Origin of the sequence: Glaciimonas sp. PAMC28666, assembly GCF_016917355.1 — a bacterium.
In the GTDB taxonomy this organism is placed as follows: Bacteria; Pseudomonadota; Gammaproteobacteria; order Burkholderiales; family Burkholderiaceae_D; genus Glaciimonas.
In genome coordinates this window covers 1,375,108-1,389,973 of sequence record NZ_CP070304.1, presented here as the reverse complement: position 1 = coordinate 1,389,973, position 14,866 = coordinate 1,375,108, and the positions used below count along the sequence as shown (strand labels likewise).

17 protein-coding genes are annotated in these 14,866 nt (G+C 50.5%); 5 read left to right on the top strand and 12 right to left on the bottom strand.

The window, feature by feature from the left end; genetic code table 11:
• The first annotated feature begins 24 nt into the window (after nucleotides 1-24).
• Nucleotides 25-924 carry an SMP-30/gluconolactonase/LRE family protein gene (locus JQN73_RS05855; protein ID WP_205322180.1) on the top strand — a complete coding sequence of 300 codons (900 nt, stop codon included), beginning with the start codon at nucleotides 25-27 and terminating at the stop codon, nucleotides 922-924.
• A 163-nt stretch (nucleotides 925-1,087) separates the two neighbouring features.
• Here the strand turns inward: JQN73_RS05855 and JQN73_RS05850 are convergent, their stop codons facing one another.
• From JQN73_RS05850 to JQN73_RS05810, 9 genes are all read right to left on the bottom strand, one after another.
• Nucleotides 1,088-1,351, bottom strand: coding sequence for a DUF2164 domain-containing protein (locus JQN73_RS05850; protein WP_205322179.1), 264 nt, complete (start codon nucleotides 1,349-1,351; stop codon nucleotides 1,088-1,090).
• Between the two features lie 33 nt (nucleotides 1,352-1,384).
• Complete coding sequence (locus JQN73_RS05845) at nucleotides 1,385-1,744, bottom strand: hypothetical protein (protein ID WP_205322178.1); 360 nt, start codon at nucleotides 1,742-1,744, stop codon at nucleotides 1,385-1,387.
• A gap of 1,022 nt (nucleotides 1,745-2,766) precedes the next feature.
• On the bottom strand, nucleotides 2,767-2,955 hold the full coding sequence (locus JQN73_RS05840) for a hypothetical protein (protein ID WP_205322177.1): 189 nt from the start codon (nucleotides 2,953-2,955) through the stop codon (nucleotides 2,767-2,769).
• A 503-nt stretch (nucleotides 2,956-3,458) separates the two neighbouring features.
• A complete protein-coding gene (locus JQN73_RS05835) occupies nucleotides 3,459-3,671 on the bottom strand; it encodes a hypothetical protein (RefSeq protein WP_205322176.1) in 213 nt (70 codons plus the stop codon).
• 199 nt (nucleotides 3,672-3,870) lie between these two features.
• Nucleotides 3,871-4,437 (bottom strand): phasin family protein, encoded by a 567-nt coding sequence (locus JQN73_RS05830; RefSeq protein ID WP_205322175.1) that lies wholly within the window; start codon nucleotides 4,435-4,437, stop codon nucleotides 3,871-3,873.
• Nucleotides 4,438-4,528: 91 nt separating this feature from the next.
• The gene (locus JQN73_RS05825) at nucleotides 4,529-5,137 is read right to left on the bottom strand and encodes a hypothetical protein (protein WP_205322174.1); all 609 of its coding nucleotides are present in this window, start codon (nucleotides 5,135-5,137) and stop codon (nucleotides 4,529-4,531) included.
• 433 nt (nucleotides 5,138-5,570) lie between these two features.
• Nucleotides 5,571-6,110 carry a cyclic pyranopterin monophosphate synthase MoaC gene (gene moaC / locus JQN73_RS05820; protein ID WP_304607808.1) on the bottom strand — a complete coding sequence of 180 codons (540 nt, stop codon included), beginning with the start codon at nucleotides 6,108-6,110 and terminating at the stop codon, nucleotides 5,571-5,573.
• A 151-nt stretch (nucleotides 6,111-6,261) separates the two neighbouring features.
• Entirely contained in the window at nucleotides 6,262-6,852 is a 591-nt protein-coding gene (locus JQN73_RS05815) for a DUF2946 family protein (protein ID WP_205322173.1), read from the bottom strand.
• A gap of 45 nt (nucleotides 6,853-6,897) precedes the next feature.
• Complete coding sequence (locus JQN73_RS05810) at nucleotides 6,898-7,869, bottom strand: YheT family hydrolase (RefSeq protein ID WP_205322172.1); 972 nt, start codon at nucleotides 7,867-7,869, stop codon at nucleotides 6,898-6,900.
• 69 nt (nucleotides 7,870-7,938) lie between these two features.
• Between JQN73_RS05810 and JQN73_RS05805 the strand changes: the two genes are divergently transcribed.
• Nucleotides 7,939-8,085, top strand: coding sequence for a hypothetical protein (locus JQN73_RS05805; RefSeq protein ID WP_205322171.1), 147 nt, complete (start codon nucleotides 7,939-7,941; stop codon nucleotides 8,083-8,085).
• A 156-nt stretch (nucleotides 8,086-8,241) separates the two neighbouring features.
• Here JQN73_RS05805 and JQN73_RS05800 read toward each other — a convergent pair whose 3' ends face one another.
• From JQN73_RS05800 to JQN73_RS05790, 3 genes are all read right to left on the bottom strand, one after another.
• Complete coding sequence (locus JQN73_RS05800; protein ID WP_205322170.1) at nucleotides 8,242-8,673, bottom strand: nuclear transport factor 2 family protein; 432 nt, start codon at nucleotides 8,671-8,673, stop codon at nucleotides 8,242-8,244.
• 176 nt (nucleotides 8,674-8,849) lie between these two features.
• Nucleotides 8,850-9,050: a zinc-finger domain-containing protein gene (locus JQN73_RS05795; protein WP_205322169.1), complete on the bottom strand. Its 201-nt coding sequence runs from the start codon at nucleotides 9,048-9,050 to the stop codon at nucleotides 8,850-8,852.
• A gap of 117 nt (nucleotides 9,051-9,167) precedes the next feature.
• Nucleotides 9,168-10,088: a branched-chain amino acid transaminase gene (locus tag JQN73_RS05790; protein ID WP_205322168.1), complete on the bottom strand. Its 921-nt coding sequence runs from the start codon at nucleotides 10,086-10,088 to the stop codon at nucleotides 9,168-9,170.
• Between the two features lie 697 nt (nucleotides 10,089-10,785).
• On the opposite strand from JQN73_RS05790, the gene JQN73_RS05785 reads away from it, so the two are divergent.
• The 3 genes from JQN73_RS05785 to fba all read left to right on the top strand — a co-directional run bounded on the left by JQN73_RS05785 (nucleotide 10,786) and on the right by fba (nucleotide 14,839).
• Entirely contained in the window at nucleotides 10,786-11,976 is a 1,191-nt protein-coding gene (locus JQN73_RS05785) for a phosphoglycerate kinase (RefSeq protein WP_205322167.1), read from the top strand.
• Between the two features lie 321 nt (nucleotides 11,977-12,297).
• Nucleotides 12,298-13,731, top strand: a complete 1,434-nt coding sequence (gene pyk, locus JQN73_RS05780) for a pyruvate kinase (RefSeq protein ID WP_205322166.1) — start codon at nucleotides 12,298-12,300, stop codon at nucleotides 13,729-13,731.
• A 43-nt stretch (nucleotides 13,732-13,774) separates the two neighbouring features.
• Entirely contained in the window at nucleotides 13,775-14,839 is a 1,065-nt protein-coding gene (gene fba, locus JQN73_RS05775) for a class II fructose-bisphosphate aldolase (protein ID WP_205322165.1), read from the top strand.
• The last annotated feature ends 27 nt before the right edge of the window (nucleotides 14,840-14,866 follow it).

The following is a 14,866-nucleotide window of genomic DNA, read 5'->3' as shown; positions in this document are numbered from 1 at the left end:
GAATTAACGACAAGGAGCAAGCTCATGAGTAACGCTATCAGTAACTTTACCTGCGTCATCAGCACACCCGCAAAGCTGGGCGAGTGCCCTCGTTGGGATGAGATCGGCAAACGCTTGTACTGGGTCGATATTCTGGCACCAGCAATCCATTCTTTTCATCCGGCTAGCGGCGACTATCAAACCTTGCCGGTAGCCGAGCATATCGGTTGTTTCTCGCTAGCCGACGATGGCGGGTTCGTGGCGGGGATGCGCTCAGGAGTCTGGCTTTTAAGCGCCACCGGCGAGCAAGTCAGAAAACTGGCTGATAACCCTGAAGACCAGGCCCATAGCCGCTTTAACGACGGGCGCTGCGATAGCGAGGGCCGCTTTTGGGCCGGTACGCTGGACGAGCCGAAAGCGGGCAACAACGCCCATTTATATCGCTTTGATCAGCGTGGATTAACGGCAATGGACGACGGACTGCTGACCTCAAACGGCCTTGCTTTCAGCCCCGATCAACGCTGGATCTATCATTCAGATACACCAAAATTTGTGATCTACAGACACGCTTATGACGCCGATACCGGCGCAGTCGGAGACAAGGAAGTATGGGTACGCTTCACGCCTTCAGCTGAAGACCGTGGGCGCCCTGATGGTGCTGCGATAGACAGCCAAGGCCACTACTGGAGTACGTTATATGAAGGCGGTCGAGTGGTGCGGATTTCCCCTGCGGGAGAGATTGTTGAGACGTATCCGCTGCCAGTGTTATGCCCGACCATGTGCGCATTTGGAGGCGAGGATTTGAAGACGCTCTACGTTACCAGCGCAAGCCAGGGACGTCCGGAAGATGAGTTAAAAAAATATCCTCAGTCGGGCGCTGTCTTCGCTTTACGGGTAGATGTCGCCGGCTTAGTTGAACCGCGGTTTCGTACTGCGGGAATTTAAACCGACCGGTGTTGTTGCGTGGCTTTTGGGAGCGCGTGGGCGCTCTTGATTGAACGCATGGGAACGCCGGATAGCGCGCCTGATCCGGTCGCACGGCTTGATAGAAGCAGGGCGGAGTTGCTGTCCTGCTTCTATCCATCGCACCGACTCCGTATTGTTTGATTTAACGACCGCGTTTATATTTTGCCCAATAGCTAAACTCGTCTTCATGAACGTCAATATCAAGTTCCAGAACACGTTGTTGAAGCTGATCTTGCACGTCACGAACTGCTTTGTTATAGATGGACGGGCCGATCTCCTCCAGCAAGAATGCTAACAACGCACCTGCCTGAAGGTTCCCTATTGGATCGTCCATGTGCTCATCAAAGTAGCGTTCAATTGATTTGATTGCTTCATGACGGGTTTCTTTTTCCAGCTCGATAGCCATTTTTTGCCGCAGTTGTTCATTAGCCAGCTTGAATTATGCCATTGTCCCGCCAAGAATATGATGGGCCACCGCATCTTGATCAAGTAGATGACAAATCAAAGGTACACGTCGCAGAGCGCCTTCGTTATACCCTGCTCCACGAGCATCAATGAGATAGTCAACCTTCTCATAAACTCTCGCCTCTGAACCAAATCGCAATCGAAAGTCAGTGCCGCTATCTTCCACACCAATTAGCATGTCACGTACGTGGAGTTGCCCTTCTAACATGGCCATTGCTATACACCGAGCACCTGATGCCGGAAACGCAGCTTGGAAGATCAGCCAGTTAATCGAAGTTGCGGCACATTCGGCAACACCGCTAAAGTGGCGCAATTGGTATTCAATATTAGTCAAATCGACAGTCTTTCCAAGTATCTTAACTTGAACATCTGCGCGCCCGAGTAAGTGCACATTTTCAGCGTTGCACAAAAGCTAGATATCCTGTTCGATACCAACGACCGCTTGGACCCATTGGCAAACGCCGAAGAAACCGATCTGCCTTCCTAATATTATGCAAAACATATCCATTACCTACTCCAGCCCCACCGATATATAACGGTTTTCGTGGGTTAAAATCCCGTCACTGAACAATCGACGATATACCAATAATATGAGAAAAATTCATTGCGGCAACGAAAGTTAAGTAATTTCCGTATGTTCGAGGTCTAAAGAACTGGACGCGGTCGATGTCAAATATTGTTGTTGCGCCACTGAATGAGAATCATCTAAGTTGGATCTGACTGGTATCGATATGCCGAACGCCAGGGTCGGCACCGTGAATCGCTGTCACAGGAGAGGCCGGCGGTGCTGAAGGCGCTAAGATATGTCGCTGGCTTTATGCTCTTTATGCTGTAGAAAGCACAGGTGAGCCTGAGGATCTCTTTTAGATGAGGCGACCGCGATCATTGAGCTTGTTGGCTTGTGTTAAATGCATGATCGCTGCAATCGGTTGCCCGGCGCATTGCGCCGAGGAATAAACAATCCCTGCGCCTTATTGCCGCCTGTCGTATTCGGAATCCAGTTGTGGACTATGGGGAGATTTAATGCTTTGCCAGGGGCACTCCCGTGTGCGAATGTTGTCGCTATCTGCGATGCGCTACTGCCGTGAAATTGACAGCCGATGGCGCATGCTTTTGCATCAATTATTTTTTTTCGCGGGTAGGTGATGGGATGGGCGCTTATGTAAGAACGATAGGCGCGATCCATGTCAAGACGGGAATCGCGCATATCGCAAGCTCAAGCGGTAGGTGCGTGCCACTACGTTCGCTATTATTCCTTGACGTTGAATTAAGTTGACGAATGACCGCATGGATTCATCAGGTTTCGGGTAAGGAGTCATAGCTAACCGCTCGAACTTGTTCGAGACAAATCTGTAATTACATTTTATGTTCCATGTGGCGATGCTTCATGCGTTTTTGAGCGACATGATGACGATGCATTACGGCAGCGTGCTCTGTCTCCAAACGGCGGTCATTCCGTGCGTCTGGATGATCAGACAAACCCTGCGCTTGCGCGAATGGTGAAAAAGCCAAGATTAACGCAGCAACGCCAAGTAGTTTTTTCATTTTTAATCCTTCGAAAAGTGGGATTCACAATCCGCATTAACAGCGGCCTGATATAAAAACGTCGCTCGCGATGTTTGGTTGACAGATTTAGCTTTGAGAGAGTCCGCGCTCTATGTGAATAATTTGTAACTGTTTGTAGCTAAGAAGGCCTGCACTGTTTTTGATAGTTTGGTTTATTTCCTTAGACACCATTCCTCCGCGTTGATTTTACAAATTTATCATGGTTTCTATTGAGACGCTATCGGCCAGCGATTGGCCATCCATTGCGCCAACCATTGCGCAATTTTAAGCAGCCTTGAAACTTAACTTGAGGCCACTTTTGGCTGGGTGCGAAGGGGACCCTTTTGACAACAACTGAGGAGCCGAGCTACGAGCGCCGGGCCGCGACAAATGAAAAATCAGCTTGAGTCCAAAGGCTTCAAAAGGCTAATAATGAGGATGTGCTGAGGCGGTGTGTGGGCGCGACCGAAGCCGCGTGAGGATTCGCTGCGCCCAGAAATGCTTCACCCCATTCCCCGCCCACCGTCCTTGCCGGTTGCCAGTTCAAACAGATCAAAAGCGTCGTTGTATAAGAACGATTTTTTTATCGGCTGACGGTATTCTCCAGGAGCTGCGAAAGCAAGGACGTTTTGTTCACAATCATGCTTGGTTCTTGCAATAATCGAATCGGTTTTTTCACCGTCTATATTTTCAGCTACCCAGTAAGTCAGCTTCATTGATTCTCCGCGGTGTGATTAAAAGGTGACCGTTATTGAGGCTACTTCGAATCATTATCCGCCTACTGCAGTATATGTGGGCGCTCAGATGAGGTTCAAAATTAACTTTCTGTTATTTTTTATCTTATGGTTTTAGCGCAATTTTTAACAGCGCCAGGCGTGGCGCTAGCTACAAACTCGTCAGGTAATGCGCTTTGAGTTAATGGGTCGTCCGGTTACCAGTTTGATCCGGATTATTTTTGCGGGCTGACTGATTGGTGGGAGCATCCTTCGATTGTTCCTTTTGCTGAGTTGCAGCATTTTCGTCGACTGTCTTCGTAACGGCGTCGCTGGAAGCGCTCCACGTCGTTTTGACGAGATCAGCCATCTGTTCCGTTGTAGAGGGTATGTTTTTTGTAAACTCCATTAATAAGCCTGATCCGTAGCGGCTGGTTTCTGCGATGTTTTCCGTCATGGCCCGATGGCACACGTCTTTTGTGGCGGAAACGATGCGCATCGCTTCGTTGGCGTAATAAGTCGCGCTTTGAATTTCGCGTTGATTATGTGCTGTGCTGATCGAAAAAAAATCCTGAGAATTTTTTGCGCCAATGAGTTCTCTGGCGTAGGCCGTCGATTCTGCTAACGATGCTTTGACGACCTCCATATTGAGTCTTGTCAACTCTTCAAGGCGCTCGTGTAATTTATCGAATAGATTTGCAAAAATGGTATGTTGCGCTTCCGCGTTCGTCTTAACGGCGGCAGACATTTGTTCAGGAATGGTAAGCATGACGCTCTCCTTTAATATTTAATCTTGAAAATTTAATGCATTGCAAAAATGCGGGGAATAGGCAGTGAATGGGCGGCCTGAACAAGGGGATTTAGTGCGAGTATGCGTACCCGCTCACCGCCAATGAAATCAGGGGATCGTTCAGAGAAATATCGCGCGAATCCACTTTGGCATATTCCTCGCGACGCGAGCCGTTATAGGGTTTTCTTGCGGTGTCTGCGACTAGAAATTGTGCGCCCAAAGCAAACCACTGATCGTTAGAGATAACGCGCTGGGCTATGGGCAGCAACTCTTTTTCTTCCATCGCGAGCCGTTCCCGCAGTTGGTTGCATGCGCGCTCAATGGCAGCATATACGTTGACCCTATGATCGTCGTTTTCGTGCGACGCTGGTCTTGCCCACGACTTCACCCGATCCAATAGTTGGCGGGCGATAATGCGGGATGACGCCATATCGGAGAGGCGTTGGTCGAACTGGTGGGTTGCGTTCTGGATTGCGGGAACAACATACATTTCAAGCTTCCGCTTGCGGCAGGCAGCCGCCAGCCGTGCAAACTTCTTGACTACAGATTTCAACGTTTCGTCATCAAGGCGTTGTCGATCTGAATTAATCTGGAGTAATTGTTGTGCGGAGAATAACAAGGTATGCAGTTTTTTCTGTTCCATCGAAAGACTGAGAAAAGCATAAGTCGTCGTTAGCATATGTTCTCCAAAGGTTCAGAGTTACACAATTACAGGGTGTCACAAAGTCGGTGAACGCCATCCGATACGATGCGGAACATCGACGGCAGGTTAAAAGCATAGAAAAAATTATAGCGTGGAAAAAACAAACCACAAGCAGGATCACACGCTTATTTGGGGAGTTTAAATTCTCTGGTTTTTCTGCCCGATTTGGGTGAACTTTTCGTCTTAAATGGGTCGCCGCAACCCAAAACAGGGCGACCAAATTCCATTGGAGAAAGCCGCCGCAATTTTTTTGGTGCGTGATGTAGAGGTAAGGCGAGAGGTAAGGCGGGAGAGAGGCGTAAGTCAGGCGGAAGCAAGGCGAAGTAAGGCGCGACGGTTGGTAGATTGGGCCCCGAAATCGCCAAAAATTTATTTATTTCCAGCAGGGAAATAAATAAATTTAAAACGCTCAAAGCGAGGTCGTATCAGTCATCGGCAGTGCGACACTCCACTCTCCAGACTTCCCGCCATGTTTTTCCAGCACCCGTATATCCGTTATCACCATGCCCCGGTCAACGGCTTTGCACATATCGTATATGGTCAGCAAACCGATCTGGACGGCCGTCAGCGCTTCCATTTCCACGCCGGTTTTGCCGATTGTTTCTGCTTGCACGGTGCAGCTGATGGTGGACTGGGGGACGTCTATAGAAAAATCGACCTTGACCCGGGTTAACGCCAGCGGATGACAAAGAGGGATCAGGTCACTGGTACGCTTGGTCGCCATAATGGCAGCGATTCGGGCGATGCCGAGGACGTCACCTTTCTTGGCATTACCTGACGTGATAAGCGCTAACGTTTCCGCTTGCATGCGTATGTTTCCGGCGGCGACGGCGGTGCGGTGCGTGTCTGGCTTTGCGCCGACGTCGACCATGTGGGCTTGCCCACTCTGATCAAAATGGGTTAAAGGAGAAATGGCAGAAGGCGTAACCGGAGACGTTTTATTAGGCATGGATTCGTAACTTGAATGATTGATTGAGTTGAGGTCAAAGGCGATGTAGCGATGATCGATGGAAGCGGGACGACCATTTATGCATTAATTATTATATAAGAACATAGCGCGGCGAACCGCGCCTGATACTACAAAGTAATAGATTCTCCAGCTAACGCGGCCGTTGCTCAAACTTAAATCTGGACGGTAACTCATCCGTTAAAATTCGGTTCACATTCAACGCTTGTTCTCCATATTGCCAAGTCAGGTTTGCTTGATCAGAGGGGGATACAACCCAGTCCAGCAAGCGTTCGTCATCAACGGACTGGCGATCCATGCTTAAGCCGCGCATCCAGTCAGCGATGTCACGGTCATCCAGGGCGGCGACTTTATTGCCGGCCACAAACAATGGCTGCCCTTGTTCCGTGAGTAACACGTGGTCGATTGCGCGTAATACTTCGCCGGTCTGTAATACGATTCCTTGTGCTGGATCGGTATGGGCGATGTATGGCGTTAGCGCCAGATCGACATATACACACTGCGGACCGTTTTGAAAATAGCCGCGGCCCCGATCGTCCACATTGTAGTTACGGTTAATGAAAGCGCACAGAGCAGTGTGCATGATCTTGTTGCCGGGCAGATCAAGTCGCTGAGTTTCCTCGTCGCGCATGCGCCATGCGCCGCGGGCATCTAGTGCCAGCCATCCGAAGCAAGCTGGCACATCGGGCCATTTTTGCATTGCTTTTTTTACGATGTCATCCATGTCAGTACTGTCCTTGATTCGAGGTCAATTACGCGATTTAGGCGACTAGGCCGCTGTTAAAAATTGTACGATACGTTGCGGCAACCAATCGACGCGGCCGGGCAGCGATCCCACTGGAAATCCTACGTGGCCGCCCTGTGCCGGATATTCAAGCGTCACGTGAGAGGAGGCGCTGCGCGGTAAGTGTTGCGGCGGAAGAAAAGGGTCATTCTGGGCGTTAAGTATCAACGTTGGGATGACGATGTCGTCCAAAACATGTTTTGCACTGGCCCGATTCCAATAATCGTCCGCATCTCGAAATCCGTGGAGCGGGGCGGTCACGACGTTATCGAAAGTATGCAAATTGCGGGCGTTGAGCATTTTTTCGCGATCAAACAGGCGCGGAAATTGTGCCAGTTTGGCGAGTGATTTGGTTTTCATGGTGCGCAGAAAAACGCGGGTATACAGCATATTAAAGCCATGCGATAAGGCGGTCCCGCCGCCCGCGAGATCAATTGGTGCGGAGATGGCGCAGGCAGCGTCTATCATGCTGGCTTGCCGTTGTGATTCGCCTAGCCAACACAGCAGTGCATTACCACCGAGAGAGGCCCCGGTGGCATATAGCTTGCTAAACTGTTTTTGTGATCGTGAATCTGCCAAACGTCGGAGTATCCAATCTACTTCTGCCGTATCGCCGGAATGATAGAAGCGCGGTGCCAGATTGATTTCACCCGAGCAGCCACGAAAATGCGGCGCTGCGCCTGACCAGCCGAGCGAAGCGGCATAAGCCATCATTGCTCGTGAGTAGTGGCTGTCCGATGAACCCTCCAGACCGTGAAACATCACAATCATGGGCTTGCCCGGTTGGCCGTCGACAAAGTCAATATCAATGAAATCGCCGTCCGGCGCGTTCCAGCGCTCACGTCGATATGCCACGATGGGCTTGACAATGCAGGTTGAGGGATAGATCGTTTGCAGATGACCGCCCGGGAGCCATAATGGGGCAATGTAAGGCGAACTGGAAGTGGGCGAGGTCATCTGTTTTAACTTAATTGTTTGTGCACGGATTACAAGCCACCAACCGAAGTTTGCGTGGCGGGCGTGCGCATGGCGTTGAGAATTGCGCCGACCGTCAGGCCGTACTATCAGGCCGGTCAGGCGCGATTCATTGTGCTATTTGTCCGGCACATGCCCTACTTTACCGTAATGCTGATGTTCCCGTTGCGTCGTCCGAATTTGCCGATTGAAGATTGATTGGTTATCGCCACCGGCGTGTCGGCTGATCATGCCGATCAGCATCCCGAATAAATAAATCGGTATAGCTAAAATTTGCAGCGAACGCATCGAAGCTTTATCGTCAAAAAAACGTGCGCCGCATTTTTTGCTAAGCCGCGCAGTTTTTCCAGGGTCTCAATGCAGCAGGTTTGCCGCCATAATATCTTCGGGTGCCTGGCCAGGAGCGATGGATGCATGATGCAGAACGATGCGCCAGCCACGCGGCGTTTTCATGTAGGCGTTGGTCGTCAGAATATGCATCTCCTGGCTCTGCTCGCCACTACGGTTAATGTCCTCGACCAAATTGTGTATGCTGGTGGACATGTTGTGGGACACATGGACCTGGCGGGTCCTGATATGGACACCGCCGCGCGCAAACAGGGTTTCATATGCAGCACGAATGGCCGCATGGCCGATCAAACGCGGTGCGCCCGGGTGGACGCAAACGATCTCTTCATCATCTGCCCATAATGCCATCATGGCGTCAATATCGGCCCGGCTCAGCGCGTCATAAAATGCGGTTTCAGTGTCATCGGCTGTGCCGTGGATTAATTTTGCGCGTGGCATGCTTGCTCCTTTTACAGCGTAAATTAGATACAAAATAACGAGCAGGGGCATTGTTCGTTATTTTTTATCGGTGCGATGTCTGTATCAATGCTATTTAATGCTTGGTCGGTGCCAGATCAGTGCGTAGTTGGCAGCGGTTTTTAAGTAAATTCAACGCGCCGTAGATTAATGTCCTTTTAGTGTCCTTTAATAACAGCGCCGGGCTTCATCGCATAGTTAGTGCCGCAATAAGGACACTTTGCACTCCCGGTTTTACTCATATCAAGGAAGACGCGCGGATGCGAAGACCATATAGGCATCAGCGGATTGGGACAATGCGCTGGCAAGTCTTTGGCGTCGAGTTCGACTACTGCTTGCGGATTTGTTACTGTACTCATTTATTTCTCCGAATTGCCGTTTGTTAAATTGTGGTGCTAATGCGGTAGATATCGATAGCGGACGTACGGTTGATTTTCGCAACTTCAGACCCACGCCCGAATCTTATTTTCGCTGACTTAAACCAACGTCAGCCATTCTTTATATTTAGAAGACTTGCCGCCAACCACATCAAAAAACATGCTTTGAATTTTTTCTGTGATCGGGCCCCGTTTGCCTTCGCCGATGGTGCGATTGTCGAGTTCGCGGATGGGGGTGATTTCCGCCGCGGTGCCGGTAAAAAAGGCTTCGTCGCTGCAATAGACCTCATCACGGGTGATCCGTTTTTCGATGACCTCGATACCACTATCGTGGGCCATCGTCAGCACCGCGTCGCGGGTGATACCGTCGAGGCAAGACGCCAGATCGGGGGTGTAAATTTTGCCATTCTTGACGATAAACACGTTCTCACCGGAACCTTCTGACACATAACCGTCAGTGTCCAGCAGCAAAGCCTCGTCGTAACCATCGGTCAGCGCTTCCTGGTTAGCCAGAATCGAGTTGATGTAGTAGCCACTAGCTTTAGCCCGTACCAGCGAAACATTGACGTGGTGCCGGCTAAATGACGATGTTTTAACCCGGATTCCCTTGGCTAAGCCGTCTTCGCCCAGATAAGCGCCCCACGGCCAAGCCGCGATGGCGACGTGAATCGTGTTGCCCTTGGCAGAGATCCCAAGCTTTTCTGAGCCAATCCATACCAGAGGGCGCATGTAACAGGATTCCAGCTTGTTTTCGCGGACCACTTGCAGTTGCGCATCCATTAAGGTGTGTAAATCGTACGGCACCTTCATCTGAAAAATCTTCGCCGAATTCAAAAGGCGCTGGGTATGCTCTTTTAACCGGAAAATGGCCGTGCCATCGGGCGTTTTGTACGCACGAACACCCTCAAAGACCGCCATGCCGTAATGAAGTGAGTGCGTCAACACGTGAATATTGGCGTCACGCCAATCGATTAATTGACCGTCTTTCCAAATTTTCCCATCGCGGTCTGCCATAGACATAGTGAAATCTCCGGTGATACTGTTAGAAGGCCTGCTGAAACCTGTCGCCGCTGTACCTGTTGGTCACCAGGCGACTCCTATAGAAGTCGACCTTAGCTTCCACCATTATTCGTCGGTATGTGTCGGCATACATAAACCTGGACAATTTATTACTGCGATGATTTGCTCAAATTCCATGGTATGTGAGTCTGGCGAACCGCGCTGGCCACGACAAACAAGAACATGTTTGAACATTTTAACGGATTCATCACCCTGCAACTCTTAAGAATGGCAGTTCGGGCACAACATTATTTTGGTTTTCTTACGATGTAATAATCCCGCGATAAAGAAAAAGCGTTTCTACGTCGATATCGCGGGAAGGCAATGCTTAATAAGCGCGATATCAAGTTGATCATATTGTTAATATTCCGACGTTTGCTTGGATGATCCTGCATCGTTGCGCGAATAGAGGCCTTCTTCTCTTATTATTGGGTCTCCGGGTATGAGTGTAAAACGCTCGCTCGGTGGATTGATTGAATGAGTACTATCGGAATGATAATTATCTCGCTTCCTATACTGACGAATCCGAGTGAGATTCTGCGCCTTATAATGTTGCCTAATGATAATGCGCCGAGGCAAGACAAGCCGAAACGGTGTTTTTGATAGAACGAGTGGGGTAAAATAGCGCCTTTTCCTCCCACACATCTGCCTGATCGACATGAAATTTAATCGACTGAGCGACTTGATCGCGCAAGACCAACTACAAGGTAAGCGTGTATTCATCCGCGCTGACCTGAATGTGCCGCAAAATAATAACGGCAGTATTTCTGAAGATACCCGCATTCGTGCTTCGATCCCGGCGATCCGTCAGGCACTCGACGCTGGCGCGGCCGTCATGGTGACTTCTCACCTGGGACGCCCGACGGAGGGTGACTTCCAGCCTGCTGACACGCTGGCACCGATTGCAGTCCGGATGTCAGAACTGCTCGACCAACCGGTCGAATTACGGCAAAACTGGCTGGATGGCGTTGAGGTGGCACCCGGTCAGGTGGTATTGTTAGAAAATTGTCGCGTTAATAAAGGCGAAAAAAAGAACGATGACGCGTTAGCACAGAAGATGGCCGCGCTCTGCGACGTCTATGTTAATGACGCATTTGGCACATCTCATCGCGCTGAAGCGACGACGCACGGAATCGCCAAATTCGCACCGATTGCCTGCGCCGGGCCTCTGTTAGCGGCCGAACTGGATGCGCTCGGTAAAGCGCTTAATCAACCGTCCCGCCCTCTGGTGGCGATTGTGGCCGGTTCTAAAGTGTCGAGTAAGCTGACGATATTGAAAGCGCTATCTTATAAAGTTGACAATTTAATTGTCGGCGGCGGGATCGCAAATACATTTTTGCTTGCAGCTGGCTTTAAAATTGGTAAATCACTGGCCGAAGTGGATTTGATCGGTGAGGCGAAGGCAATCATTGAGATAATGGCGCAGCGTGGCGCATCGGTCCCGATTCCCGTCGATGTCGTATGCTCGAAAGAGTTCTCGGCCGCGGCTACGGCAGTTGTCAAAGACGTCAAAGACGTTGAAGATGACGATATGATTTTGGATATCGGCCCTAAAACTGCCGCGATATTGGCTGAGCAAATCGCTCAGGCAGGCACGGTAGTATGGAATGGTCCGGTGGGTGTATTTGAGTTCGACCAATTTGGCGAAGGCACTAAAGTATTGGCCTTGGCGATTGCAAATTCGAAAGCATTTTCGATTGCTGGCGGTGGCGATACGTTGGCAGCGATAGCGAAATACCAGATTGCCGACAAGATTGACTATATTTCGACCGGCGGTGGCGCTTTTCTGGAGTTTTTGGAAGGGCGGACATTACCCGCGGTTGAGATATTGGAGCAACGCGCGGGTTAACTGGATGTGACAATTAGTTAATGTTTGGGACATGAGTCGGTGTTTTGTTAGCGCCGATTCCGCAGTCGAAGCCTGGAAGTTGTGAAGCTGGCAATAGTAGTCAATCTGAAGTCTGCCGAAGCCGATGACTTTATAACGTGGCTTATAACGTTGGCTTATAACGTGTTTTTTTTACGTTGGTTCAGAATTGACAAAAATTGATCTGGTAACTGGCTTTGCCAACCCTGCTGGTGGAGACAGTGGCCAATGCCGTTAGCAGACCATCACGTCGCCGGAAAGTTTGCGTAATTCCTAAAGTACTCACTTTACAGAAGGGTTGTCATGCAAAGAGCTACCAAGATCGTTGCCACCATCGGACCTGCATCAAGCGATGCTGCGACCTTAACCCAGATGTTTAATGCCGGCGTCGATGTAGTGCGTTTGAATTTTTCGCACGGCAAAGCGCAAGATCATATTGATCGCGCCGTTATGGTGCGCGAAATCGCGGCAAAGTGTGGTCGTCAGGTAGCGATCATGGCGGATTTACAAGGCCCTAAAATACGCGTTGGTAAATTTGAAAACGGCAAGATAGAACTCTTCAACGGCGCTAAATTCATACTCGACTCCGATTGTGCAATCGGCAATCAGGACCGTGCCGGGCTAGACTACAAAGCACTCCCGCGCGACCTCAAGGTGGCCGACGTGTTGCTACTCAACGATGGTTTGATCGTGCTGATCGTTGAGCGCATCATTGGCAACGAAATCCACACGGTGGTTAAAGTCGGTGGTGAGTTATCCAACAATAAGGGAATTAATCGTCAGGGCGGCGGCTTATCCGCACCGGCGCTGACCTCTAAAGATATGGACGACATCAAGACCGCGATGAGTTTTCAGGCGGATTATGTTGCGGTATCGTTTCCAAAGAACGCCACCGATATGGAAATGGCGCGGCAATTGGCGAACGTCGCCGGAGAAGCCTATAACCACAAACCGATGATGATCGCCAAGATCGAACGGGCTGAAGCGATTCCGGTACTGCAATCCATTCTCGACGCATCCGACGGCATCATGGTCGCGCGTGGTGATCTGGCGGTGGAAGTCGGTAACGCCGCGGTGCCGGCACTGCAAAAGCGCATGATCAGAATGGCGCGCGCATCGAATAAACTCACGATCACGGCGACCCAGATGATGGAGTCGATGATTGTCAATGCTGTGCCTACGCGGGCTGAAGTATCTGACGTTGCCAACGCCGTGCTGGATGGCACCGATGCGGTAATGACCTCGGCCGAAACAGCCTCCGGCCGCTATCCGGTCGAGACCGTGGAAGCCATGGCCGCCATTTGTCTGGAAGCGGAAAAGTCGGAAGACTGCAAGCTGGATGCCGATTTTCTCAATGTTACTTTTACCCGGATTGATCAGTCGATCGCATATGGTGCCTTATTCACCGCGCATCATTTACGCGTGAAGGCAATTGCGGCATTGACCGAATCCGGTTCGACCGCGCTGTGGATGAGCCGGCATAACATCGACATCCCTATTTTTGCGATCACGCCTAGCGTTCAGACCCGCCGCAAAGCTGCGTTGTATCGCAATGTGACCAGCCTCGAACTCGCTAAATCAACGGACCGTGAAGAGGTCCTGAAAGATGCGCAGAATCTACTGGTGGCACAAGGCGTCGTGCAACCCGGCGATTTGGTGGTTGTCACCTGGGGTGAGCCTATGGGGCAAGTCGGCGGCACCAACGCATTCAAAATCATGAAGATCGGTGAATATTGATTCATCGACCCATACCCATTTTATTACCATCAGGAGTATCAATATGCCTCTCGTATCCATGCGTCAATTGCTAGATCATGCAGCTGAAAACAGTTATGGTATCCCCGCGTTCAATGTTAATAATCTGGAACAAATTACCGCGATTATGGAAGCCGCCGATGAGGTCGGCGCTCCGGTCATCATGCAAGCTTCTGCTGGCGCACGTAAGTACGCCGGTGAAGCATTTTTGCGTCACCTGATTGAAGCAGCGGTCGAAGCCTATCCGCACATTCCGGTAGTCATGCATCAGGATCACGGTCAGACGCCATCGGTATGTATGGCGGCGATTCGCTCCGGCTTTACTTCGGTGATGATGGATGGTTCGTTGACTGCAGATGGAAAAACCGTGGCCAGTTACGAATACAACGTCGAAGTATCACGCAAAGTAGTTGAGTTTTCACATGCCATCGGTGTCACGGTAGAAGCGGAACTGGGCGTGCTCGGTTCGCTGGAAACCATGATGGGCGACAAGGAAGACGGTCACGGTGCCGACGGCAAAATGACGCGTGAACAGTTGTTGACTGATGTTGCGCAAGCCGCAGACTTTGTTCAGAAAACACAATGCGATGCGCTGGCAATTGCAATTGGTACTTCGCACGGCGCTTACAAATTTTCACGCAAACCAACGGGCGATATTCTGGCAATTGAGCGGATCAAGGAAATCCACGTCCGTATTCCAAATACCCATCTGGTGATGCACGGCTCGTCGTCGGTACCGCAAGAATTGTTAGCGGAAATCCGTGAATTCGGTGGCGATATGAAAGAAACTTACGGCGTTCCAGTGGAAGAAATTCAGGAAGGTATTCGTCACGGCGTTCGCAAGATTAATATCGATACCGATATTCGTCTCGCAATGACTGGTGCGATCCGCCGCTATCTGATTGAAAATCCAAGCAAGTTTGATCCACGTGATTATCTCAAGCCAGCCCGTGAAGCGGCTAAAGCAGTGGTCAAGGCGCGTTTCCTGGCGTTCGGCTGCGAAGGTATGGCCGCTAAGATCAAACCAATGTCGCTGGAAAAAATTGCGGACAAATACAAAAAGGGTGAACTTGCTCAGATCGTTCAATAAGTGCTTCAATGGCGGCGCCGATTGATG